At 60.6% G+C, this 22,611-nt stretch carries 19 protein-coding genes and 1 pseudogene; 10 read left to right on the top strand and 10 right to left on the bottom strand.

What is annotated here, in order from left to right; translation table 11 throughout:
* Positions 1 to 120 precede the first annotated feature (120 nt).
* Positions 121 to 1,041, bottom strand: coding sequence for a histone deacetylase family protein (locus tag AC1DHT_RS06995; protein WP_427542313.1), 921 nt, complete (start codon positions 1,039 to 1,041; stop codon positions 121 to 123).
* Between the two features lie 77 nt (positions 1,042 to 1,118).
* Here AC1DHT_RS06995 and AC1DHT_RS06990 point away from each other — a divergent pair, with 77 nt between their 5' ends.
* The 3 genes from AC1DHT_RS06990 (at position 1,119) to AC1DHT_RS06980 (ending at position 3,254) form a co-directional block, all read left to right on the top strand.
* On the top strand, positions 1,119 to 1,688 hold the full coding sequence (locus AC1DHT_RS06990) for a GNAT family N-acetyltransferase (protein WP_427542310.1): 570 nt from the start codon (positions 1,119 to 1,121) through the stop codon (positions 1,686 to 1,688).
* Positions 1,689 to 1,794: 106 nt separating this feature from the next.
* Positions 1,795 to 2,664: an acyl-CoA thioesterase II gene (gene tesB, locus AC1DHT_RS06985; RefSeq protein ID WP_054594173.1), complete on the top strand. Its 870-nt coding sequence runs from the start codon at positions 1,795 to 1,797 to the stop codon at positions 2,662 to 2,664.
* Complete coding sequence (locus AC1DHT_RS06980; protein ID WP_427542307.1) at positions 2,661 to 3,254, top strand: HAD family hydrolase; 594 nt, start codon at positions 2,661 to 2,663, stop codon at positions 3,252 to 3,254. The genes tesB and AC1DHT_RS06980 overlap by 4 nt, the downstream gene beginning before the upstream one ends.
* 122 nt (positions 3,255 to 3,376) lie before the next feature.
* Here the strand turns inward: AC1DHT_RS06980 and AC1DHT_RS06975 are convergent, their stop codons facing one another.
* From AC1DHT_RS06975 to AC1DHT_RS06965, 3 genes are all read right to left on the bottom strand, one after another.
* On the bottom strand, positions 3,377 to 4,342 hold the full coding sequence (locus AC1DHT_RS06975) for an alpha/beta hydrolase (protein ID WP_427542304.1): 966 nt from the start codon (positions 4,340 to 4,342) through the stop codon (positions 3,377 to 3,379).
* The gene (gene ypfJ, locus AC1DHT_RS06970) at positions 4,343 to 5,251 is read right to left on the bottom strand and encodes a KPN_02809 family neutral zinc metallopeptidase (RefSeq protein WP_427542301.1); all 909 of its coding nucleotides are present in this window, start codon (positions 5,249 to 5,251) and stop codon (positions 4,343 to 4,345) included. It lies immediately after the preceding gene.
* 152 nt (positions 5,252 to 5,403) lie between these two features.
* Positions 5,404 to 7,182 carry an FAD-dependent oxidoreductase gene (locus tag AC1DHT_RS06965; RefSeq protein WP_427542298.1) on the bottom strand — a complete coding sequence of 593 codons (1,779 nt, stop codon included), beginning with the start codon at positions 7,180 to 7,182 and terminating at the stop codon, positions 5,404 to 5,406.
* 190 nt (positions 7,183 to 7,372) lie between these two features.
* On the opposite strand from AC1DHT_RS06965, the gene AC1DHT_RS06960 reads away from it, so the two are divergent.
* From AC1DHT_RS06960 to AC1DHT_RS06945, 4 genes and pseudogenes are all read left to right on the top strand, one after another.
* The gene (locus AC1DHT_RS06960; RefSeq protein ID WP_427542295.1) at positions 7,373 to 8,149 is read left to right on the top strand and encodes an IclR family transcriptional regulator; all 777 of its coding nucleotides are present in this window, start codon (positions 7,373 to 7,375) and stop codon (positions 8,147 to 8,149) included.
* Between the two features lie 258 nt (positions 8,150 to 8,407).
* A pseudogene (locus tag AC1DHT_RS06955) lies at positions 8,408 to 8,692 on the top strand (gfo/Idh/MocA family oxidoreductase); the annotation flags it as partial.
* Positions 8,689 to 9,504: a sugar phosphate isomerase/epimerase family protein gene (locus tag AC1DHT_RS06950; RefSeq protein ID WP_427542292.1), complete on the top strand. Its 816-nt coding sequence runs from the start codon at positions 8,689 to 8,691 to the stop codon at positions 9,502 to 9,504. The pseudogene AC1DHT_RS06955 and the gene AC1DHT_RS06950, both read left to right, overlap by 4 nt.
* A 112-nt stretch (positions 9,505 to 9,616) precedes the next feature.
* Complete coding sequence (locus AC1DHT_RS06945; RefSeq protein WP_054594166.1) at positions 9,617 to 10,498, top strand: DMT family transporter; 882 nt, start codon at positions 9,617 to 9,619, stop codon at positions 10,496 to 10,498.
* A gap of 6 nt (positions 10,499 to 10,504) precedes the next feature.
* Here the strand turns inward: AC1DHT_RS06945 and AC1DHT_RS06940 are convergent, their stop codons facing one another.
* Positions 10,505 to 12,127 (bottom strand): methyl-accepting chemotaxis protein, encoded by a 1,623-nt coding sequence (locus tag AC1DHT_RS06940; protein ID WP_427542288.1) that lies wholly within the window; start codon positions 12,125 to 12,127, stop codon positions 10,505 to 10,507.
* Between the two features lie 96 nt (positions 12,128 to 12,223).
* Positions 12,224 to 13,576 (bottom strand): MFS transporter, encoded by a 1,353-nt coding sequence (locus AC1DHT_RS06935; RefSeq protein WP_427542285.1) that lies wholly within the window; start codon positions 13,574 to 13,576, stop codon positions 12,224 to 12,226.
* Between the two features lie 600 nt (positions 13,577 to 14,176).
* On the opposite strand from AC1DHT_RS06935, the gene quiC reads away from it, so the two are divergent.
* Complete coding sequence (gene quiC, locus AC1DHT_RS06930) at positions 14,177 to 16,078, top strand: 3-dehydroshikimate dehydratase QuiC (protein ID WP_427542282.1); 1,902 nt, start codon at positions 14,177 to 14,179, stop codon at positions 16,076 to 16,078.
* 102 nt (positions 16,079 to 16,180) lie between these two features.
* A complete protein-coding gene (locus AC1DHT_RS06925; RefSeq protein ID WP_427542279.1) occupies positions 16,181 to 16,858 on the top strand; it encodes a TetR/AcrR family transcriptional regulator in 678 nt (225 codons plus the stop codon).
* Positions 16,859 to 16,927: 69 nt separating this feature from the next.
* Here AC1DHT_RS06925 and AC1DHT_RS06920 read toward each other — a convergent pair whose 3' ends face one another.
* Both AC1DHT_RS06920 and aroQ read right to left on the bottom strand, forming a co-directional pair.
* Positions 16,928 to 17,782, bottom strand: a complete 855-nt coding sequence (locus tag AC1DHT_RS06920) for a shikimate dehydrogenase (protein WP_427542276.1) — start codon at positions 17,780 to 17,782, stop codon at positions 16,928 to 16,930.
* A 5-nt stretch (positions 17,783 to 17,787) separates the two neighbouring features.
* A complete protein-coding gene (gene aroQ / locus AC1DHT_RS06915) occupies positions 17,788 to 18,228 on the bottom strand; it encodes a type II 3-dehydroquinate dehydratase (protein ID WP_427528707.1) in 441 nt (146 codons plus the stop codon).
* 344 nt (positions 18,229 to 18,572) lie between these two features.
* Here aroQ and AC1DHT_RS06910 point away from each other — a divergent pair, with 344 nt between their 5' ends.
* Positions 18,573 to 19,808: an MFS transporter gene (locus AC1DHT_RS06910; protein WP_427542273.1), complete on the top strand. Its 1,236-nt coding sequence runs from the start codon at positions 18,573 to 18,575 to the stop codon at positions 19,806 to 19,808.
* Here AC1DHT_RS06910 and cueR read toward each other — a convergent pair.
* Both cueR and AC1DHT_RS06900 read right to left on the bottom strand, forming a co-directional pair.
* Positions 19,762 to 20,175: a Cu(I)-responsive transcriptional regulator gene (gene cueR, locus AC1DHT_RS06905; RefSeq protein WP_427542270.1), complete on the bottom strand. Its 414-nt coding sequence runs from the start codon at positions 20,173 to 20,175 to the stop codon at positions 19,762 to 19,764. The genes AC1DHT_RS06910 and cueR overlap by 47 nt on opposite strands.
* Positions 20,172 to 22,568: a heavy metal translocating P-type ATPase gene (locus AC1DHT_RS06900; RefSeq protein WP_442114731.1), complete on the bottom strand. Its 2,397-nt coding sequence runs from the start codon at positions 22,566 to 22,568 to the stop codon at positions 20,172 to 20,174. Before AC1DHT_RS06900 ends, cueR begins: the two co-directional genes overlap by 4 nt.
* Positions 22,569 to 22,611: the final 43 nt, after the last annotated feature.

The following is a 22,611-nucleotide window of genomic DNA, read 5'->3' as shown; positions in this document are numbered from 1 at the left end:
GTTTTACTGGTCAAAAAACACTCAGTCCTTTGCAGGCTGTATGCAGCATGGGCTGTAGGGCCTTTCACTCAGGTTATCCACAGGCCGTTCCACAGGCATTGTGGGTAAAGCATCCACATCTCAGTGACAACCTGATGACTGCCAGACCCGTTGTGCGCTGTGATGGAGGATGCCATGGCGTCGCGCCAGGGCCTGGCGGTCCTTGTTGTAGCCGCCGCCGATCACCCCGACCACCGGAATATCGCGCCCCAGGCAATGGCGCAGTACGCTTTCGTCACGGGCGGCGACGCCTTCATCGGTCAGTTTCAGGTAGCCCAGCGCGTCATCTTTATGCACATCGACACCGGCGTCATACAGCACCAGGTCGGGTTGATAGAGCGGCAGCAGGTAATTCAACGCGTCATCGACGACTTTCAGGTAATCCTCGTCGCCCATGCCCATGGGCAGCGGAATGTCCCAGTCGCTTTTGGCCTTGCGTGCGGGAAAGTTCTTTTCGCAGTGCAGGGAAACCGTCACCGCGTCCGGGGTATGTTCCAGTATGCGTGCAGTCCCATCGCCTTGGTGCACGTCGCAGTCGAAGATCAGCACCCGACCGACGCGACCGCTTTCCAGCAGGTAATGGCTGATCACCGCCAGGTCATTGAAGATGCAGAAACCTGCCGGGTGATCGTAATGGGCGTGATGCGTACCGCCGGCCAGATGGCAGGCCATGCCGTGTTTCAGCGCCTGCTCGGCGGCCAGCAATGAGCCGCCGACCGCGCGCACGGTGCGTCGGGCCAGTGCTTCGTTCCACGGCAGGCCGAGCCGCCGCTGGTCTTCGCGGGACAACTCGCCGCCCATGTAGCGTTCGATATATGCAGGGTCATGGGCGAGGGCGAGAATCTCGGTCGGGCAGATTTCCGGGCGTAGTAACTGGTGATCCTGGGTCAAACCACTGTCCACCAGGTGATCGCGCAGCAGTCGGAACTTGTCCATGGGAAAGCGATGTTCCGCCGGGAATTCGGGGCTGTAGTCTTCGTGGTAAATCAGCGGCAGCGACATGGCGATTTCATGGAGTGAATGAGTGAAGGATCCTACCAGCGATGTAGACTTGTTTGCAGGGGAACGGAGGGGGAACGATGGAGCCGATACTGCAACTCGAGAGCGCGCGGCTGCTGATGCGCCAATGGCGCGATGAGGATTTGCCGGCGTTTGCGGCGATGTGCGCCGACCCACAGGTCATGCGCTACTTTCCGGCGCCTTTGAGCCGTCTGGAAAGTGCGGCATTGATCGGGCGAATCCGTGGTCATTTCGCTGAACATGGTTTCGGTTTGTGGGCGCTGGAGCGCAAGGACACCGGTGCGTTTATCGGTTTTACCGGATTGGCGGTAGTCGGGTTCGAGGCTGCTTTCACCCCGGCGACCGAAATCGGCTGGCGTCTGGCCCGTGAGCATTGGGGGCTGGGTTACGCCAGTGAAGCGGCCTGGACGGCTCTGCGCTGCGGCTTTGACCGTTTGGCGCTGGACGAAGTCGTGGCGTTTACCACCGAGGCTAACCTGCCTTCGCAGAAAGTCATGCAAGCCATTGGCATGCATCACGACCCCGCAGCGGATTTCGAGCACCCCAAACTTGCGCCCGATCATCCGCTGCGCCGCCATGTGCTGTACCGCATTACCCGCGAGCAATGGTTGGAAACCTTGCATGGATAAGATAGCCGGGATGTTTACAATGGGCTCATGGTTGGCCCTGGCCACTATCTGAATCGACCGCCGCAGCCAAGACTGCGCGGCATTGCTCTGTGTGAGGAGAGTCTGAATGAGCCATGTGTTGGATGATCTGGTCGACTTGCTGACCCTGGAACCGATCGAAGAAAACCTGTTTCGCGGTCGCAGCCAGGACCTCGGTTTTCGTCAGCTGTTCGGCGGCCAGGTGTTGGGCCAGTCCCTTTCCGCGGCCAGCCAGACGGTCGAAGACGCGCGCCATGTGCATTCGATGCACGGTTATTTCCTGCGTCCGGGCGATGCGGGGATGCCGGTGGTCTATCAGGTGGATCGGGTGCGCGATGGCGGCAGCTTCAGCACTCGCCGCGTGACGGCGATCCAGAAGGGCAACCCGATCTTCACCTGCAGCGCATCGTTTCAATACGACGAAGAAGGCTTCGAACACCAGACCGCGATGCCGCAAGTGGTCGGCCCGGAAAACCTGCCGTCGGAGCTGGAAATCACCCAGCAACGCGCGCATCTGATTCCCGAGCACATGCGCGAAAAGCTGCTGTGCCCAAAGCCGATCGAAGTCCGTCCGGTGACGGAGAAAGACCCGTACAACCCGCAACCGGCCGACCCGATCAAGTACGTCTGGTTTCGCGCCGACGGTGCGTTGGCCGACTCGCCGGCGCTGCATAAATACCTGCTGGCCTATGCCTCTGATTTCGGTTTGCTGACCACCTCGATGTTGCCGCACGGCAAGTCGGTCTGGCAGAAAGACATGCAAGTCGCCAGCCTCGATCACGCCTTGTGGTTCCATGCCGACCTGCGCGCCGATGACTGGTTGCTGTACGCCATGGACAGCCCTTGGGCCGGCAATTCTCGCGGCTTCTCACGCGGCAGTGTGTTCAACCGCGCCGGCAAGCTGGTGGCATCGGTGACGCAGGAAGGGCTGATTCGTCATCGCAAGGATTGGGCATGAGTCTCTCCGAGGTGCGGCATTGGGTGTTCGACATGGACGGCACGCTGACTGTGGCCGTGCACGATTTTGTGGCGATTCGCCAGGCGCTGGCGATTCCCGCTGAACACGACATCCTCACCCATCTCGCGGCGCTGCCGGCTGATGAAGCCGCGGCGAAACACGCCTGGCTGCTGGAGCATGAGCGTGACTTGGCGCTGGGTTCCAAACCGGCACCCGGTGCGGTGGAACTGGTGCGTGAGCTGGCCGGGCGCGGTTATCGCCTCGGCATTCTCACGCGTAACGCACGCGAGCTGGCCCATGTCACGCTTGAGGCGATCGGCCTGTCTGACTGCTTTGCGGTGGAGGATGTGCTGGGTCGTGATGAAGCACCGCCCAAACCGCATCCGGGTGGCCTGCTGAAGCTGGCCAAGGCTTGGGACGTAGCGCCGAGCGAGTTGGTGATGGTCGGCGATTATCGCTTTGACCTGGATTGCGGGCGCGCGGCGGGGGCACGGACGGTGCTGGTAAATATGCCGGAGAATCCATGGCCGGAATTGGCCGACTGGCATGCGCAGGATTGTGTGGCGTTGCGGCAGATGTTGTCGCCTTGAGGGGATTGTTGTCTGGTTAACCGCTATCGCGAGCAGGCTCGCTCCCACATTTGATCTTCACGCGATCCCCTGTGGGAGCGAGCTTGCTCGCGATAGGGCCCTATCAGGCGACCTGCTTCCAGCTACTGAAACAACGCCTTCTGCCCCTCGGGCGAGGTGAACATCTTGTCCCCGTTATGCCCGACGCCGGGCACTTCGATCAGCCGCTGATTCAACCCTTCGGGATGGCGCTGCTGCAGGTAGTTAAAGTAGCGATGCCCACGAACCAGCCGAGACGCGCCCTGCGTCTCGGCAGCGCAGCTTCTGTCGAGTGCCGGATGATGCGGGTTGGTGTCTCGCTGACCGAGCAAATAGGTGATGTTGTGCTGTACGTAGCCTTGCTCCAGTTGCTGCGGCGTTTGCCCGTTGGCGTAGTCCGGCAGTTTCAGCAGCCCGTACTTCCAGTCGTTGAAACCGGGGCAACGCGTGGCATTGAACGGCACCGGTCGTTGGTCATCGAAATACGCATACGACGACGGGTTGGCGATCACGTAGCGCACGCTGACGCCCGCAGATTGCAGTGCCGGCTGATCGTGGCCGAGCAGTGCATACCGTTGCACCACTTGTGCGCCACCGGAATGGCCGGCGATGACGACTTCTTTCAGGGTTGGAAACTGCTGGCGATCGCTCAGGCGCTCCAGAATCTTGTCGAGCACCGCATAAGAACTCAGCGGATTCGCTCCGATGGACAGCTCGCCGGCCATCCAGTCATCACCGCGCCAATGCAGCAGGCTGTCGGGCAGTTGATGGCGTACGATGTCGCTTTCATTAAGAAACTGCGGCGCAATCACCAGGGTGGTTGAGCTTTGTCCGGCCTGCTCGGCGGCTCTTTCCGCGCTCTGGCGGTAGGTTTCGGCGTTGCGCAAGCGCCCGTGAATCACGATCAGTACACGCTGGATCTGCGGCGACGACTGGCTCACGCCAACCGGCAGCTCGGCGTCGCCCATGTTCAGGCGACCGGGGCTGATGACCTTGACCGCATGCTCGGCAGCCAGCAGGTTGGCGCTGCCGAATAACAGCGTGAATACCAGCAGCCAGCGCGTGCTCATTTAAAGGCTCTTCGTCGCGAAGGTGTCGCATTGACTGACCCGGCCCTGGGCGAAGCCGGTCTTGAACCAGCGAACCCGTTGCGCCGAGGTGCCATGGGTAAACGAATCCGGGACCACGCGGCCCTGCCCCTGTTGCTGCAAACGGTCGTCGCCGATGGCATTGGCGGCGTTCAGGGCTTCTTCGACGTCACCCGGCTCCAGCCAGTTCAGGCGTTTTTGCGCGTTGTTGGCCCAGACACCGGCCAGGCAGTCGGCCTGCAATTCCTGACGCACCAGCAGACCGCCGTCACCTTCCATGCGCGCACCTTTTTGACGTGCGGCCTGGATCTTGGCGGATACGCCGAGCAAGGTTTGCACGTGATGGCCGACTTCGTGAGCAATCACGTAAGCCTGGGCGAAATCGCCGGCGGCACCGAAGCGTTGAGACATTTCCTTGAAGAAACTCATGTCCAGATACACCCGTTGATCTGCCGGGCAGTAGAACGGACCGGTCGCCGAGGAGGCGCCACCGCAGCCGGAATTCACTCGGCCACTGAACAGCAGCAGCTTGGGCGCCGTGTATTGGCGACCGGCTTGCTGGAAGATCTGGCCCCAGGTGTCTTCGGTGTCGCCGAGGATTCGCGCGACAAACTCGGCCTGTTGATCATTGGCTGGCGGCGCCTTGCGGGTTTGCACGGTTTGCGTGGTAGCCGGGGCTGACTGTTGGTTCATCTGTCCGGCCAACTGCCCGAGAATCTGCATCGGGTCTTGCCCCGTGATCCAGCCGATGCCGACGATCAGCACGATGGCCGTCAGGCTCAGTCCCTTGCCACCGCCAAAGCGCATCCCGCCGCCGTCACCACCACCGCCAGCATCCTCACCGCGTGCATCGACCACGTTGTCGCTGCGGCGGCCTTTTTTCCATAGCATGTGGGAATCCTCTGTTTACGCGTGGTGATGAGTGTCGCTGGTGGCTGGGATGGGCGCCAGGTTGATGGTCAGACTATGCCGAATAAAAGGCAGTATGGCATTCACTTGCAAAAACGATGGCGGCAGACGAGCTTCGGCGAACGTCTCAGGCATCACGCGGGCTGTTTGGTTCCCTCGCCGGTAGTCGTTGAGCGCGGCAGCGTGCTCTCCCGTTCGTACGCGGTTACGCCAGCGATATGTCGCGCGGCAATGTAGCCGAAGGTCAACGCCGGACCAAGATTGATCCCGCCGGCGGGGTAGTAGCCGCCCATGATGCTGGCCATATCGGTGCCCGCGGCGTAGAGCCCGTGGATGGCTTGCCCATCGCCGTCGAGTACTTGCGCGTGTTGATTGACCTTCAGCCCGGCGAATGTGCCGAAACAGCCTGGCTGAACCTTGACGGCGTAGAACGGACCTTTGTCGATTGGCGCGACGCAGGGGTTGGGTTGCTGGAGTGGATCGCCTTGCTTGCGGTTGTAAGGTGTGGAGCCACGACCGAACTGCGGGTCTTCACCTTTTCGCGCATGGTGGTTGTAGTGCGCCACGGTGGTTTCCAGCGCGCTGGCGTCGATGCCACAGGCCAGGGCCAGTTCTTCAATCGTGTTGCCGGTTTTCAAGTAGCCGCTGCGAATGAACGGTGTGACGGGTAACGGGAAGGGGCGGGAAATTCCCAGGCCGTAACGACGTTGAAAGTGATGGCTGCAAATCAGCCAGGAGGCGACGTCTTCATCGGCCGGGGCGGCGGCGACCATTGCCGTGACGTAATCGTAGTAGCCGTTGGCTTCGTTGACGAAGCGCTGGCCGTTGCGCAGCACGCCGATGATTCCCGGTTTGCCTCGCTCGATGATGTGCGGGAAGTGACCGAGGCTGCCGTCCTTGTAGGGCACCTGGGAAACCGGTGCCCAGGCCACCGGTGATTCGAGGTCGGTCTTTATCTGACCACCGACGCTTTCGCCCAGCCGCAGGCCGTCGCCCGAGGCACCGAGCGGCGGCAGCGCCAGATGCTCAACGCCAGTGGGCGTGCGTGGGAACAGGGTTTTGCGCCGTTCGATGTCGTTGGGAAAACCACCGGCCGCCAGCACCACGGCTTGGCGTGCGCGGATCTGGATAGCGCCTTTGGCGCTGTGGATAACCGCGCCGCTGACCCGGTTGCCGTCACGCAGCAGCTCGGTGACAGGCGCTGACTCCCAGAGCAGAACGCCGAGGTCTTCAGCCGATTTTGCCAAACGCGCCACCAGTGCCACGCCATTGACCAGTTGCATCGCGCGACCGTGTAGCGCGAGGTCGAGCAGGTGTCGGCTGAAACGCCGGGTCACGTGCCAGAACGCGGACAAAGAACGGGTCAGATTGAGAAACGCTGACAGGTCGGCGCCGGCCATGATCGGCATGCCCATGAACGAGGTTTCACGCATCGTTGTTCGCAGCCGCTTGAGCAACGTGCCGACCTTGCGTGCGTCGTAAGGCGCGGCGATCACCGAGCGTCCGCCGGTTCCGGCGCCCGGTGTGTCGCCGTGAATATCGGCGATGCCGTTGCCATCGGCAAATTGCAGCGAGGTGTGCTCCTCAAAGAACGCGACCATGCGCGGGCCGGCTTCGAGGAAAGCGTCGATCATCTCCGGTTGGTAGCGTTCGCCAAGTTCGTGTTTGAGGTAGGTGCGCGGCAGGTCGACGTCTTCAATGATACCGGCGCGCCGGGCCAGCGGATTGCACGGCACCCACGCCCAGCCACCGGACCAGGCCGTGGCGCCGCCGAACACCGGATCTTTTTCCACGACGATCACCTTGAGCCCGTGCCAGGCGGCGGTGACGGCGGCGGACAAACCCGCCGCACCGGAGCCGACAATCAGCACATCGCAGTCGACTGCAGGGGGATAAGTGGCTTTGGCAGGCATGCTGGCTGACTCCGGCGATCTTGTTATTTTGGAATTTAATTCCAAAAAATATACGGAGCCGGTTTGAAAACGACAAGACCGTCCCGGCGCAAAGCGCTATTTTCGGGCGGTTATCGAACACTGCAGTTCCACATTTCGCATTCACTCGGTTGTCTTCTAGAATCGGCCAAATTTCGTCTGGAATCCCACCATGGCCGGCAGTCAAATCGAACGTGTCTTCAGTGTTCTGGAAAGTCTTACCAGTGATCCGCGGGGCTTGCCGATGCAGGTGCTGGCCGAGCAACTGGGGATCCCTAAAAGTGCGACGCACCGCTTGCTCGCCGAGCTGATCCGTCTGGGTTACGTGCGGCAGAATCCGGACAACTTGCGTTATCACCTGTCGACCAAACTGGTTGCCATGGGCTTTCGTTACCTGTCGAGCAGCGGCGCGGATATCGTCCAGCCGGTGCTTGATCGGTTGGCCCAGGAAACCGGCGAGCTGGTGCGATTGGGCGTGATCGAGGGCGAGCGTCAGACCTGGATCGCCAAGTCTCAGGGCGCGCGTTCCGGTTTGCGTTATGACCCGGACATGGGCCGCGATGCGCCGTTGTTCTACACAGCGTCAGGGCACGCGTGGCTGGCGAGCCTCAGTGATGCCGAGGCCTTGTCACTGGTGGAACGGCAAGCGGCGGCTATGCCGCTGGAGCTGGGACCGAATGCACCACGCTCCAACATCGAACTGCTCGAGCGCCTGCGCCTGGCCCGCGAACACGGCTATGCCTGGGTTCAGGAGAGCTCGGCGGTCGGCACCTCGGCAATCGCCGCGGTGGTGCGCCATCCGGTGGATGGGCGGGTGGTCGGCGTGCTCAGTGTCGCCGGGCCGAGTGCGCGGTTGCCCGAGTCTCGACTGCATGAACTGGCGCCGTTGTTGCTGCAATTTGCCCGGGAGCTGTCGGCGGCGAGTCAGGCCTCGGAGCTGTTCAACTGATCGCCATATTCCCCCGGCGGAGCAAAGCTGTGCGCTGTTCGAACACTATTGGTGTTTCCTTGTGTGAGAAATTGGAATCGAGTTCTAAATTATTGGAATTCAATGTCCTGACAATAATCACAAGAGGATTGCACTGTGAGTTCGCCACTTCGCATTGCGCTGATCGGCGCCGGCAATATGGGCCAGCAGCATTACCAGCATCTCAAGACCCTGACTGAGGCAACCTTGTGCGCAGTGGCCGATCCTGGTCCGCAAGCTGCCGGGACCGCTGGCGCGCTGAGTATTCCGCAACTCAAGCGCTGGCATTACTTGGACGCGGACGCCGGTTGGCATCAACCGTTGCAGGCCGTTCAGGAAGGTTTCAACGCTGATGAAGCGCTGCGCCTGCAATTGCAGCATTTCGTGAAGGTGGCCCGAGGTGAGGCGAAGCCGCTGGTAAGTGTCGCTGACGCGGCCCGAACGCTGGCGCTGATCGAAGCCATCCGCGAGGCCGCTGCCAGCGGTCGTGCCTGTGTTCCGGCACGGATCGAGGAACGAACATGAGCGAGCGTATTCTCTCCCTGGCCAGCCTGACCGTTCTTGAATTGTCGCCGCCGGAGATCGTCGAGGTGGCGGCGCGTGCCGGGTATAGCCATGTCGGGCTGCGATTGGTCCCGGCCACCCCCGAGGAGCATCATTTCCCGCTGATGGCGGATGCACAGTTGTGGCAACAGACACGGGCGCGGCTGCGTGATACCGGCATTCAAGTGCTGGATATCGAAATTCTGCGACTGAAAGCCGAAACCCGGGTGGCGGATTTCGAGGCGGTCCTGGCGGCCGGCGCAGAGCTCGGTGCCAGTGAATTACTGGTAGCCGGTAATGATCCTGACGAGCAGCGGCTCACCGAGAATTTTGCCGCACTCTGCGATCTGGCGGCAGGTTACGGTTTGCACACTCATCTGGAGTTCATGCCCTGGACCGATGCGCGCAATCTTGAGCAGGCCGTGCGTATTGTTGAAAACGCTGATCACCAATACGGTGGCGTGTTGGTGGATGCGTTCCATTTCGACCGCTCGGCTTCGCGTCTGGAAGATCTGGCCAGGGTCGCCCCGTCACGCCTGCGTTATGCACAGCTGTGCGATGTGGCGGGACCGAGGCCAGCAGACATGCAGGAGATTTTGCGTCAGGCACGCAACGAGCGGCGTTTCCCTGGCGAAGGGGATTGCGACCTGCTTGGGTTATTGAGGTGTTTGCCGGTTAATCTGCCATTGAGCCTGGAGGTGCCGGCCGTGCAGTTACAACGGCAGGGCGTGAGTGCCTTGCAGCGGGCGCAGATGGCGTTGGACAAGACGCGTGCGTTGTTGGCGCTTGTTTGACCGGTGCTGCGCACCTTCGCGGGCAAGCCTTGCTCCTGCAGGTTTTCGCTGACCTGTAGGAGCAAGGCTTGCCCGCGATGCTTTTCAGGTCCTTCAACTTTCGGGATTTCCCATGACTGTATCGAGCACTCCGCTTTCCGGTATCAATCAACCCTTCAAAGGCATCCTGCTGATCGTTGTTGCGACCTTCCTGTTTTCCACTCACGACGCTTTGTCCAAATACCTGTCGGGTTTCTATCCGGTGATCATGGTGGTGTGGGCGCGGTATCTGGTTCACACGTTGCTGATGGCCGGGATTTTTCTGCCGCAATCCGGCTTGCGCGTCCTGCGCACCAAGCGCCCGTTGCTGCAATTGCTGCGGGCACTGTGCTTGCTCGGGACCAGCCTGTTGTTCACTACGGGCTTGTTGTTCATTCCTTTGGCGGAAGCCACGGCGGTCAACTTTCTTGCACCGGTGCTGGTGACTGCGTTGTCGGTGCCATTGCTCGGTGAGCGGGTGACGCGCGGGCAATGGCTGGCGGTGATTTGCGGGTTTATCGGCGTGTTGATCATCGTCCATCCGGGCGGTGATTTGTTCACTCCGGCGGTGTTGCTGCCGTTCTGCTCGGCGTTGTTTTTCTGCTTCTATCAACTATTGACGCGCAAGCTCAGCGAGATCGACAGCCCGACCACCAGCAACTTCTTTGCCGGTTTGTGCAACACCCTGGTCATGAGCGCACTGGTGCCGATGTTCTGGCAAGTGCCGAGCTTGACTCATGGCCTGCTGATGCTGGCGCTGGGTAGCTGCGGGATGACTGCGCATCTGTTGCTGACTCAGGCATTCCGGCATGCCGCACCGGCACTGCTGGCGCCTTTTGGTTACTGTCAGATCGTGTTTGCCGGACTGCTCGGCTGGCTGCTGTTTTCCCACACGCCGAGCCTGACCACGGTCATTGGTATCGCGATCATTTGCCTCAGCGGTTTGGCGGCGGCCTGGCAACAGCGCAGAAGCTGATTGCGCTCAAAACCTGAAACGCACGACCAGGTTCTGCAAGCCGGCCGCCAGTTGCGACAACTCCCGACTGGTGGCGCTGGTCTGGGTCGACGCATCGGCGCTTGCCAGCGACAGGTCGCGGATGTTCAGCAGGTTGCGATCGACCTCCCGGGCCACTTGTGCCTGTTCTTCCGAGGCGCTGGCGATCACCAGGTTGCGCTCGTGGATCTGCTCCATGGCGCAGGTGATTTGCGTCAGGGCCAGGCCGGCCTGTTCGGCGATCGACAAGGTCTGGGCCACGCGCTGGCTGTTGCCGTGCATCGACAGCACCACACTGTCGGTGTCGCCCTGAACCCGGGCGATCATCTGCTCGATTTCCCGGGTCGACTGCTGGGTGCGGTGGGCCAGGGCTCGCACTTCATCGGCGACCACGGCAAAACCGCGCCCGGCTTCCCCGGCTCTTGCGGCCTCGATGGCGGCGTTGAGGGCCAGCAGGTTGGTCTGTTCGGCAATGGCGCGGATGACGTCCAGTACTTTGCCGATTTCCCGAGATTGTTCGGCCAGGGTCTGAACCTGTTGCAGCGCGGTGCCGACTTCGGCACTCATGGCCTGGATCGAATCGAGGGTCTCGATCACTCGCGCCTGGCCCTGAGTGGCCTCTATCGTCGACTGGCGCGTGGTGTCTGAGGTCGAGACCGCGTTGCGCGCGACTTCTTCGACGGCGACAGTCATTTCATTGACTGCCGTGGCGGCCTGCTCGATTTCGTTGTGTTGCTGTTGCAAACGATTGGAGTCCTGCCCGGTGTTCTGGCTCATCTGTTGCGCCGCACCGTTCAGTTGGTTCGACGTATCACTGATCAGTTGCAGGGTGTCGCGCAGGCTGTTTTGCATGCTTGCCAGGGCCCTGAGCAGACGGGCGGTTTCATCGGGCCCCTGGCTCAGGATCGGTGCACTCAGGTCACCGTCGGCAACCTGCTCGGCCACACGCACAGCCTGACGGATGGGCATGACGATGCTGCGGATCAGCAGCCAGGCCAGGCATGAGGTCAGCAGGGCAACAGCGATCAGTGCGCCGATCACGGTCATTTTTACCTGGGCGTAAAGCCCGTCGGCATGGCTGGCCGATTGACTGACTTCGCTGGCGGTGAGGTTCATCAGCTCGGTGAATTGATCGCCGGTCTGGGTCGAGTAATCCTGGATTTTTCCGTTGAGCAGCGCGCTCATGTCCTCGCTGCGGTTTTGCCGGGACAGTTCTTCGTATTGATCCAGCGCCTGTCGGTAGCTCTTTACAGTGCTGACAAAGGTTTCGTACTGCACGCGGTTGTAGTCGTCGACCAGGGGCGCGAACCTGTTCAGCGTTTGCTCAAGCCAGCCTTCCACCTGGTGCAGGCGGGCGATAGTGCCATCGAGTACTTTCGGCTCGCGGTTGAGCGCCATGCGCAGGCTGAGCACGCGAATGCTCAGAATGTAGTCGCGGATTTCCCCCAGGTAGCGTGTGCTGGGCAGGGAGACGTTTTCGGTGTGCTGGCCAGTGGCGCGCACTTCGGCCACCTGCTTGAGGGCAAACAGTCCTTGCAACAACACCAGCAGGGCGATTAGGCCGAAGCTGATCAGCGCGCGTTTGGCGATGCTCAGGTTACCCAGAGACATGGTGTGATCTCCATGGACGGAAGAAAGAGGGACGAAATCGGCAACCGTGCAAACAAAAAAAGCAGGCCTGAAACCAGGCCTGCGAAAGAGGTAGCGTCAGTTGTCGATTTTCGGAATCTTGCGCGGTGCCATGAAGTACAGCCAGATCAGCGCAATGAAGTACATCGCTGGAATCATGGTGAACAGCACGGTGTAGTTGTTATTGGTGATGGTCAGGATGTGCCCGACCAGTTGGGTCATGAACATCCCGCCAATGGCGGCGCACATGCCGCCGAAACCGAACACCGTGCTCATCATGTGCTTGGGCGTGTAGTCCATCACCAGGCTCCAGATGTTCGCGGTCCAGGCCTGGTGCGCGCCGATGGCCAGCGAAATGGCAAACACCGCGACCCACAGGTTGCTGGAGCCGGCAGCCATGATCACGCCGATGATGCAGCAGGCGAACAGCAGCATCGACATCAACCGGGCCTTGATCGGGTTGACCCCACGGCCGATCAGGAACGAGGACAGAATGCCACCGCCGACACTGCCGAAGTCGGCCGTCATATAGATGATGATCAGCGGAATACCCATTTGGGTCACGTTGATACCCAGGTTGTATTGCTGATTGAGGAACGGCGGCAGCCAGTACAGGTAGAACCAGAACACCGGCGCGGTCATCGAGTAGGCGAGGGCAAAGGCCCAGGTGCCACGCATCCGCAGGATCCGCGAGAACGGTACGCGTGCCTGTTCCGGTTCGGCTTCGTTCTGGATGTAGTCCAGTTCCGATTGCTTCACCGACGGGTGATCTTCCGGGTTGAAGTACTTCAAGCCCCAGAACACCAGCCAGATCCCGCCCAGTGCCGACATGCACAGGAACGCGGCTTGCCAGCCCCAGACGTGGAGGATCAGCGGCAGTAGCATCGGCGTGAACATCGCGCCGACGTTGGTCCCGGCATTGAAGATGCCAGTGGCCACGGCGCGCTCACCGGCAGGGAACCACAGCCGGGTGGTCTTCACGCAGGCCGGGTAGTTGGCAGCTTCGGTCAGCCCGAGAATAAAGCGGCAGACCATAAAGCCCAGGGCCGAAGTCGCCAGGCCATGGGCACCGGTCGCCAGGCTCCAGAGCAGCACTGCGCAGAAGAACACGCGCTTTACGCCGATCCGGTCGATCAGTCGGCCTTGCAGCACGAAGCCGACGGCGTAACCGACCTGGAACCAGAAGTTGATGTTGGCGTAGTCCATCGCCGTCCAGCTCATTTCCTTGGCCAGGATCGGTTGCATGACGCCCAGTGCGGCGCGGTCGATGTAGTTCAGGGTGGTGGCGAAAAACACCAGCGCCAGCATGCCCCAACGGGTTTTGCCGACCGCCATGGCGCCGCGGATTTTGTCGCCGATGCCGCCGGACGCGACACCCAGGCTCGAGGCCGTGCGGGCGCTTTCTGTGTGAGAGCTCTGAGAAGGAATCATCTGTGCCATCCGTTCAATGACTGACAAGCAAGGCTCGTCGGGACTTCATGGGCGCGTGATCAATCGTCGGGGTGCGCGCATGCGCAGGGTGAAAACGATGATTGATCGGCTGAGTGTTTGTGTTGGCTCAGTGTTGGCTGAGGCAACCAAAGCGCGTGTTCAGCATGCGGACCGGGTTCGGTCGCGGGCGCCAGAAAGCTTCGAAGGCGGTTGGCGGTCAGGCGCCAGGCACGGGGAATGAAGGAGAGAGCAACGGAGCGAGGCGTTGAATGCAAGCATGAGCGTGTACCCGATTTTTGAATTTTTTATGGTGTGTTCTGGGTCGTTGGTCACTTCGACCGGTGGTTGATGACCGGACTCGATGTGCTGCCGATGGTGCGCAGTGAGCGAAAAATCGTCAATTCGCCAACCGCCATTGTGTTCGATAATCGCACAGTAAACTAACCGGTTGGTACACTTTGCGTTGCTCGTAACATCCATGCAGCCAATAATTTGCCCCAAGTTAAACGCAAGCCCTTGTAGCAGCAGGCTGCGCCAGCTGCTACGAAAAGCCGTGTCGTGCCTCTAACAAGATCAACCCATCCCACCGGGAGTCGAAACATGCAGCGTTCCATTGCCACCGTTTCCTTGAGCGGTACCCTGCCGGAAAAACTCGAAGCCATTGCCGCAGCGGGTTTCGATGGGGTGGAAATTTTCGAGAATGACCTGCTGTACTACGATGGTAGCCCGCGTGAAATTAAACAGATGTGCGCTGACCTCGGCATCGCCATCACCCTGTTTCAACCGTTTCGTGATTTCGAAGGCTGCCGCCGCGACCGCCTGCCGCGCAACCTTGAGCGCGCCGAGCGCAAGTTCGACCTGATGCAGGAACTGGGTACCGACCTGGTGCTGGTGTGCAGCAACGCCTCGGCCGACAGCGTTGGCGATGAGCAGATTCTGGTCGATGATCTGCGACTGCTGGCCGAGCGCGCCGGGGCTCGTGGCTTGCGGATCGGTTATGAGGCGCTGGCCTGGGGTCGGCACGTGAACACGTATCAACAGGTCTGGAACATCGTCCGCCAGGCGGATCATCCGAATCTGGGCGTGTTGCTGGACAGTTTTCATACCTTGTCGCTCAAGGGGGATCCAAGGGCTATCGCGGATATTCCCGGCGAGAAGATTTTTTTTGTGCAAATGGCCGACGCACCGATCCTGGCGATGGACGTGCTGGAGTGGAGCCGACATTTTCGTTGCTTCCCCGGACAAGGCGAATTCGACTTGCCGGGTTTTCTCGCGCCGATTATCCAGAGCGGTTACACCGGGCCGCTGTCACTGGAAGTTTTCAATGACGGATTCCGCGCCGCGCCACCACGGGCCAATGCCGCCGATGGCCTGCGCTCCTTGCTGTATCTGGAAGAGAAGACCCGAGCGCGTTTGCAGCAACAAGCGACGCCCACACCGAACCTCGACATTTTGTTTGCCACACCGCCGGCCAGTGAGTACGACGGCATCGAGTTTCTCGAGTTCGCGGTGGACGAAAGTCTTGGCGCCAAACTCTCGCATTGGCTGGAGCGACTGGGTTTCGTCAAGGCCGGTGAACACCGCTCCAAGAACGTTACGCTGCTGCGCCAGGGCGATATCAATCTGATCCTCAACTCTGAACCCTATTCGTTTGCCCACAGCTTTTTTGAAGCGCACGGGCCGTCATTGTGTGCGACCGCAGTGCGGGTCAAGGACAGCGCCAGTGCGCTGGCCCGAGCGGTGGCGTACAAAGGGCAACCCTACCGCGGTCTGGTCGGCCCCAATGAACTGGAGCTGGCGGCGGTCCGCGCGCCGGATGGCAGCCTGATTTATCTGGTGGATGAAAACGCGGATGTCTACGGCACCGACTTCAGGCTGCATCCGACGGCAGCCACCGGTGGTGGACTGAAATGGATCGACCACATGGCGATGGCGCTGCCGGCGGACAGCCTCGACAGTTGGGTGCTGTTCTACAAGAGCCTGCTGGATTTCGAAGCTGACGATGAAGTGGTGTTGCCTGACCCTTACGGCCTGGTGAAAAGCCGCGCGCTGCGTAGCCGATGCAGTTCGATCCGTTTACCGCTGAATATTTCCGAGAACCGCAACACCGCGATCTCTCACGCCTTGTCCAGTTATCGCGGCTCCGGTGTGCACCACATTGCATTCGACTGCGACGATATTTTCGCTGAAGTCAGTCGTGCTAAAGCAGCCGGTGTACCGCTGCTGGACATCCCGCTCAACTATTACGATGACCTCGCGGCACGCTTTGATTTCGATGACGAGTTCCTCAGTGAGCTCGCCTATTACAACGTACTGTATGACCGCGATGCCCAGGGCGGTGAGCTGTTTCATGTGTACACCGAACCGTTTGAAGGGCGCTTCTTCTTTGAAATCATCCAGCGCAAAAACGGTTATGCCGGATATGGTGCGGCCAACGTCGCGGTGCGCCTGGCGGCAATGGCGAAATCACGCAGCGGAGGTTTGCGTCACGCCAAGTTGTAGGGAAATGGTAAACGCAGGGGGTAAACGGCCGTGGCGAAGCTTCCTTCACTGCAGCGTGCGGCCCATAATCGCCAGCTGTGCAGTGAAGGCCATGAGCCCGGAATGAGAATGACCACAGAACTCACCGTCGCGCCCGACGAACCCTTGATCGAGCCGCGCAAGAGTCGCAAGAACAACCCGGAAAAGACCCGCGAGAACATTCTTCAAGAAGCCATTGTCGAGTTCGTTCAACAGGGTCTGTCCGGTGCTCGTGTCGATGCGATCGCCGAGCGTATCCACACCTCGAAACGGATGATCTATTACTACTTCGGTAGCAAGGAACAGCTCTACGTCGAGGTGCTGGAGAAGCTTTACGGCGACATCCGCAGCACTGAAAGTCGCTTGCACCTGGCTGAGCTGGAACCGCGTGAGGCGATTCGGCGGCTGGTGGAATTCACCTTCGATCACCATGACCGCAACGTCGATTTTGTGCGCATCGTCAGCATCGAGAACATTCACAACGCCGAGTACGTGAAGCAGTCCGAAGCGATCAAGGCGATGAACAATACGATCCTCGATTCGCTAGGCGTGATTCTGCGTCGTGGTGCCGAGGAGGGGGTGTTCCGCAGTGGGCTGGATCCGCTGGACGTGCACTTGTTGATCAGTTCGTTCTGCTTTTACCGGGTGTCGAATCGTCATACCTTTGGTGAGATTTTTCAGATCGACTTACCGGATGACGCGATCAAGCAACGTCATCGCGAGATGATCTGCGAGTCAGTGCTGCGTTATTTGCAGGCCTGAAGCTCACCGTCTGCAGAGTGCAGATCGTTCCCACGCTGCGTGGGAACGATCAACTTGCCTGTGATGTGTTCAGCCATTCATGCTTTGAAAATGCGCGAGCATCCGCTGTGCATCCGGCGCCACGCCACTGAACAACTCGAAGGCCTTTACCGCCTGAAACACGGCCATGTTGCCGCCATCCAGCGTACGGCAACCCAAGGCACGGGCATTGCGTAGCAGTTCAGTTTCCAGTGGAAAGTAAACGATCTCCGCGACCCACAATTCAGCCCGTAGCAACTCCACCGGCACTGGCATGCCGGGCAGTTTGGCCATGCCCATCGGCGTGGTATTCACCAGTCCATCGGCCTGCACCAGCGCACTTGGCAGATCGCTGCCGGCACAGGCCCGGTCGCTGCCGAAATGCTGATTGAGGTTATTCGCAAGGCTTTGCGCGCGACTGACGTCCACATCGAAAATACTCAGGTGCTGCACACCTTCGCTTAGCAGCGCATGGGCCACCGCAGCCCCCGCACCACCAGCGCCCATTTGGACGACGCGCTCGCGGGCAGCATCCTTCAAGCCACGGCGAAAACCTTCGGCGAAACCGAGGCAGTCGGTGTTGTGGCCAATGCGTTTTCCGTCCTTGAGCACCACGGTGTTGACGGCGCCAATGCCTCGGGCTTCCGGTGAGAGTTCGTCGAGCAGCGGGATGATCGCCTGCTTGCACGGAAAGGTGATGTTCAGACCGGTAAAGTTCATCCGTTCCGCCGACATCAGCAGGTCGGGGAGGGCGCCGCTGTCGAGTTTCAGCTGATCGAGGTCAATCAACCGATAAAGGTAGCGCAGGCCTTGGGCATCACCTTCGCGCTCATGCAGCGCGGGGGTTCGAGACGCCTGGATACCGGCGCCGATGAGTCCTGCGAGTACCGTGTTGTTCTGCGACATGTGGCTTATCCCTTCAAGCGTTGACTGAAATGCTCCAGCGCCAGGCGATAGCCGTGGCTGCCGAATCCGCAGAGAACTGCGGTGGCGATGGCCGATACGAACGAGTGGTGACGGAATGGCTCGCGAGCATGTACGTTCGACAGGTGCACCTCGATTACCGGTAACTCGCTGGCGACCAGCGCGTCACGGATCGCTACCGAAGTGTGTGTCCAGGCCGCCGGGTTGATCACGATTCCGGCGCAACGACCGCGTGCCGAATGAATCCAGTCGAGCAATTCGCCCTCGTGGTTGGTCTGGCGAAACTCCACCGCCAGGCCGAACTCTTCGGCAGCGCGACCGCACAAGGCCGAGATGTCGGCCAGGGTTTCGTGGCCATATGTCGCCGGCTCACGGCTGCCGAGCAGGTTCAGGTTCGGGCCGTTGAGCACCAGAACGATAGGGGACATCAGGGCGTTCTCCATTGTTATTGTGGGCGTGGGTCGAGGGTGACCCGCCTGTGGAGATAAATTGTACCAGCTGGTTAATTTGGTCAATTGAAGCAGAGCGGCAAGTCTCGCAAGACGGCAATAAGTGTTCGATGATCGGACAGTCGCGTGTGCGCTTGCCCAAAAATAAAATTCAACACTGAACCACTGTGGGAGCGAGCCTGCTCGCGATAGCGGTGTGTCAGGTAACCTCAATGTTGGATGTGCCGGCCTCATCGCGAGCAGGCTCGCTCCCACATGAGTATCCGCAGGTTGTGAAATCGCGTTAACTGGGCACCCAAGGCAACGCTCGGTCAAGGATGATTGTGAACACCGACTCTAAGCCCCACCAGTCCACCCGCAACGCCCAACTGATCATCGCTGCGCGACTGGTCTCGGACTTCGGTGCGTTTCTCAATATGGTGGCGCTGGCCACTTACGTTTATATGCTTGGCAACAGCGCCATGAGCGTCGGGATCTTTCTCGCCAGCCGCGTGGCCGGTGGGGTTTTTGCCAGTTTGACCGGCACGACGTTTTATCGTCGTTGGGGCGGACGCTTACCGTTGATAGCCTTCGACCTGCTGCGTGCCGGGCTGTTAGGTCTGTTGCTGGTATTGCCGGTGTCGCAGCAAGTGCTGTTATTACCGGTGATCGCTTTCGGTCTGGGGTTCGGCAACTCGATGTTTGCCATCGGCCTCAACAGTCAATTGCCGCACATGATCGCCGGGGAGCAACTGCTCAAGACCAATGCCTGGATCACTTCGGCTTCGTCCGCAGCGATGGTTGGCGGGAGTCTGGTGTCCGGGCTGTTGGTGGCTGGTTTCGGCTTCGAAACGGTGTTTGCACTGAACGTCGTCACTTATCTGTTGGCGGCACTATTCATTGTGCCGTTACGGTTTTTCCGACCGGCACTCAAAGCCGAGCCAACCCACAAACGTGACGAATGGAGCGCGCTACGCCAAGGCTTGCGCAGCTCGCCGGTCATCGCTGCGATGCTCGCGTTGGCGATGGCTGACACCCTCGGCAGTGCCGCGCACAATGTGGGTTTCCCGATTATTTCCAAACTGCTGACACCCGAGTCCGCCAGCACTACGCTGGGCCTGATGCTGGCAGTATGGGCGTGTGGCAAGTTGATCGGAGCACGGGTGGCCAGCCGCTTGCCAGGCTCGGAAAACTCAAACCTGGAGCGACGGTTCTTTTTCGGCGTGTTGTTGATGTCCAGCGGCTTCATCCTGATGTTCCAGCAACAGAGCCTCTACGGCTTGCTGCTGTTTGCGTTGCCAGCGGGCCTGGGGGATGGCTTTTCCGAGGTCGGGCTGATGTCGCGCTTGCAGCGTGAACCGGACAGCCTGCGCCTGCCGATTTTCAGCGTTCTGACCTTGCTGCAAATGACCGGGTTCGGCGTCGGCATGTTGATCGCCGCGCCGTTTTACAACGTGTGGGCACCCGGCGCGGTGGTGCTGCTGTTTCACGGGATCCCCCTCAGCACCTTGCTGGTGCTGAAGGTATTGGCGATCAGGAGCGAGCGGGCTCGGCGCAGCAGCCCGACGCCAGTTCCTTGAGTATCGGGCAGTCCGGGCGGTGGTCGCCCTGACAATGTTCCACCAGATCCTGCAGGGTGTCGCGCAACTGGCCGAGTTCGCGGATTTTCTGGTTCAGCTCGTCGATGTGCTGGCGGGCCAGTGCCTTGACGTCGGCGCTGGCCCGTTGGCGATCCTGCCAGAGGGTCAGCAGTTTGCCGACCTCTTCCAGGGAAAATCCGAGATCGCGTGAACGCTTGATGAACGCCAGGCTGTGCAGGTCGTCGTCGCCGTAGATGCGGTAGCCGCTGTCGGTGCGATGCGCTGCCTTGAGCAGGCCGATCGATTCGTAATAGCGAATCATCTTGGCGCTCAGGCCGCTGTGTCGGGCTGCTTGGCCGATGTTCATTCAACGTCCTCCAGGTCTTTCGGTTTCCAGGTCTTGAGCAGTAAAGCATTGCTCACCACGCTGACGCTGGACAAGGCCATTGCCGCACCGGCGATCACCGGGTTGAGCAAGCCGAAGGCTGCCAGCGGAATGCCGATCAGGTTGTAGACGAAGGCCCAGAACAGGTTCTGACGGATCTTTGCATAGGTCTTGCGGCTGATTTCCAGTGCTGCCGGCACCAGGCGAGGATCGCCGCGCATCAAGGTGATCCCGGCCGCGTGCATCGCCACGTCAGTGCCGCCGCCCATGGCGATGCCGATATCTGCCGCCGCCAACGCTGGAGCGTCGTTGATGCCGTCGCCGACCATCGCCACGACGCCGGTCTTTTTCAGCTCAGAGACGGTCGAGGCTTTTTCGGCCGGCAGTACTTCGGCGTGAACGTTGCTGATGCCCAGCGCTTCGGCGACCACTCGGGCGCTGCCACGGTTGTCGCCGGTCAGCAGGTGACTGCCGATGTGTTGCTCATTGAGTGCTTCGATGGCGTGCAGCGCGCCAGGCTTGAGGGTGTCGCCAAAGGCGAACAGGCCGAGCACCTCGGGCTCGGGGCTTTGCTCGATCAGCCATGACAAGGTTCGACCCTCGGCTTCCCAGGCGCTGGCGGAGTCGCTCAAGAGACCGGCGCTCAAGCCGCTTTCTTCTAGTAGACGGCGATTACCCAGCGCCAATCGGCGACCGTCCAGCGTGCCGGCAATGCCGCGACCGGTCAGTGATTGGCTGGTGCTGACATCGGCCACCGGCAAGTCACGCTCGGCGCAGGCGTCCAGCACGGCTTTGGCCAGCGGGTGTTCGCTGCCGCGTTGCAGGGCGCCGGCCTGTTGCAGCAGGCTCGCTTCGTTGCCGTCGATGGCACTCAAGTGAGCGATGCGCGGCGTGCCGGACGTCAGTGTGCCGGTCTTGTCGAACACCACCACGCTGACTTCATGGGCGCGCTCCAGTGCTTCGGCGTCCTTGATCAGAATGCCGTGGCGCGCCGCCACACCGGTGCCGGCCATGATCGCGGTCGGTGTTGCCAGGCCGAGGGCGCAAGGGCAGGCGATCACCAACACCGCAACCGCGTTGATCACCGCGGTTTCCAGCGGTGCGCCGTACAGCCACCAGCCGATCAAGGTTGCCAGCGCTAAAAACATCACGACGGGTACAAACACCTGGCTGACTTTATCCACCAGCTTTTGAATCGGTGCCTTGCCGGCCTGGGCGTCTTCGACCAGACGGATGATTCGCGCCAACACGGTTTCTGCGCCAAGCGCTTGAGTCCGAACCAGCAGCCGGCCTTCGCCGTTGATTGCGCCGCCAGTGACTTTGTCGCCGGGGTGTTTGGGCACGGGCAGGCTTTCACCGCTGATCAGCGCTTCGTCGGCATGGCTCTGGCCTTCGATCACTTCACCGTCCACCGGGAAACGTTCACCGGGTTTGACCAGCACCAGGTCACCAAGGCGCAACGCGCTGATGGCGACGTCCTGTTCGCGGCCGTCGATCACCTGAATCGCTCGCTCCGGCCGCAAGGCTTCAAGAGCGCGAATGGCGCTGGCGGTCTGGCGTTTGGCGCGGCTCTCAAGGTATTTGCCGAGCAACACCAGCGCAATCACCACCGCCGAAGCTTCGAAATAAAGATGCGGCATTCTGCCGGCGCTGACCGTGGCCCACAGGTAAATGCTCAAGCCATAACCGGCGCTGGTGCCCAGGGCCACCAGCAGGTCCATATTGCCGGCGCCCGCGCGAACGGCCTTCCATGCGGCGACATAAAAGCGTGCACCGAAGATGAATTGCACTGGCGTCGCCAATGCAAACTGCGCCCAGGCCGGGAGCATCCAGTGCAGGCCGAACGGCTGCACCAGCATTGGCAGCACCAGCGGCAAGGCCAGCACGATTGCCAGCAGCAAACTCCAGCGCTCACGGCGCAGCCGCTGCACTTGATCGTTATCGGTGGCTTGCTCGGCTTGCCAGACGCTGGCGGTGTAACCGGCCTTGCTGACCGCATCGATCAATATCTGCGGATTGATCTGAGTGAGCAGCTCGAGGTGTGCGCGTTCGTTGGCCAGGTTGACGCTGACGCTGTTCACCCCGGCGATTTTATTCAAGGCACGTTCGACCCGACCGACACACGAGGCGCAGGTCATACCGCCGATGCTCAATTCGAGGCTGTGTGCGGGCACGCTGTATCCGGCTTGCTGCACGGCTTCCATGAGAGCAGGCAAACTGTCGCGGGGGGCCTGGACGCGCGCTTGCTCGGTGGCCAGGTTGACGCTGACGGCACTGGCACCGACAACTTTGCTCAACGCACGCTCGACACGTCCGGCACAGCTGGCGCAGGTCATGCCGGATATCGGCAGATCGAAGGTGGTGGAATCGGACATCGGTCTTACTCCCTGTAGAGATGACCCACAGGATCAACCTTGC

This window comes from Pseudomonas sp. 05N432, assembly GCF_056396945.1.
This window is presented reverse-complemented; position numbering and strand designations above follow the sequence as displayed.

Coding starts and splice junctions, on each gene's coding strand:
- AC1DHT_RS06995 (WP_427542313.1), bottom strand. CDS start 1,041: ATGTCGCTGCCGCTGATTTACCACGAAGACTACAGCCCCGAATTCCCG.
- AC1DHT_RS06990 (WP_427542310.1), top strand. CDS start 1,119: ATGGAGCCGATACTGCAACTCGAGAGCGCGCGGCTGCTGATGCGCCAA.
- tesB (WP_054594173.1), top strand. CDS start 1,795: ATGAGCCATGTGTTGGATGATCTGGTCGACTTGCTGACCCTGGAACCG.
- AC1DHT_RS06980 (WP_427542307.1), top strand. CDS start 2,661: ATGAGTCTCTCCGAGGTGCGGCATTGGGTGTTCGACATGGACGGCACG.
- AC1DHT_RS06975 (WP_427542304.1), bottom strand. CDS start 4,342: ATGAGCACGCGCTGGCTGCTGGTATTCACGCTGTTATTCGGCAGCGCC.
- ypfJ (WP_427542301.1), bottom strand. CDS start 5,251: ATGCTATGGAAAAAAGGCCGCCGCAGCGACAACGTGGTCGATGCACGC.
- AC1DHT_RS06965 (WP_427542298.1), bottom strand. CDS start 7,182: ATGCCTGCCAAAGCCACTTATCCCCCTGCAGTCGACTGCGATGTGCTG.
- AC1DHT_RS06960 (WP_427542295.1), top strand. CDS start 7,373: ATGGCCGGCAGTCAAATCGAACGTGTCTTCAGTGTTCTGGAAAGTCTT.
- AC1DHT_RS06950 (WP_427542292.1), top strand. CDS start 8,689: ATGAGCGAGCGTATTCTCTCCCTGGCCAGCCTGACCGTTCTTGAATTG.
- AC1DHT_RS06945 (WP_054594166.1), top strand. CDS start 9,617: ATGACTGTATCGAGCACTCCGCTTTCCGGTATCAATCAACCCTTCAAA.
- AC1DHT_RS06940 (WP_427542288.1), bottom strand. CDS start 12,127: ATGTCTCTGGGTAACCTGAGCATCGCCAAACGCGCGCTGATCAGCTTC.
- AC1DHT_RS06935 (WP_427542285.1), bottom strand. CDS start 13,576: ATGATTCCTTCTCAGAGCTCTCACACAGAAAGCGCCCGCACGGCCTCG.
- quiC (WP_427542282.1), top strand. CDS start 14,177: ATGCAGCGTTCCATTGCCACCGTTTCCTTGAGCGGTACCCTGCCGGAA.
- AC1DHT_RS06925 (WP_427542279.1), top strand. CDS start 16,181: ATGAGAATGACCACAGAACTCACCGTCGCGCCCGACGAACCCTTGATC.
- AC1DHT_RS06920 (WP_427542276.1), bottom strand. CDS start 17,782: ATGTCGCAGAACAACACGGTACTCGCAGGACTCATCGGCGCCGGTATC.
- aroQ (WP_427528707.1), bottom strand. CDS start 18,228: ATGTCCCCTATCGTTCTGGTGCTCAACGGCCCGAACCTGAACCTGCTC.
- cueR (WP_427542270.1), bottom strand. CDS start 20,175: ATGAACATCGGCCAAGCAGCCCGACACAGCGGCCTGAGCGCCAAGATG.
- AC1DHT_RS06900 (WP_442114731.1), bottom strand. CDS start 22,568: ATGTCCGATTCCACCACCTTCGATCTGCCGATATCCGGCATGACCTGC.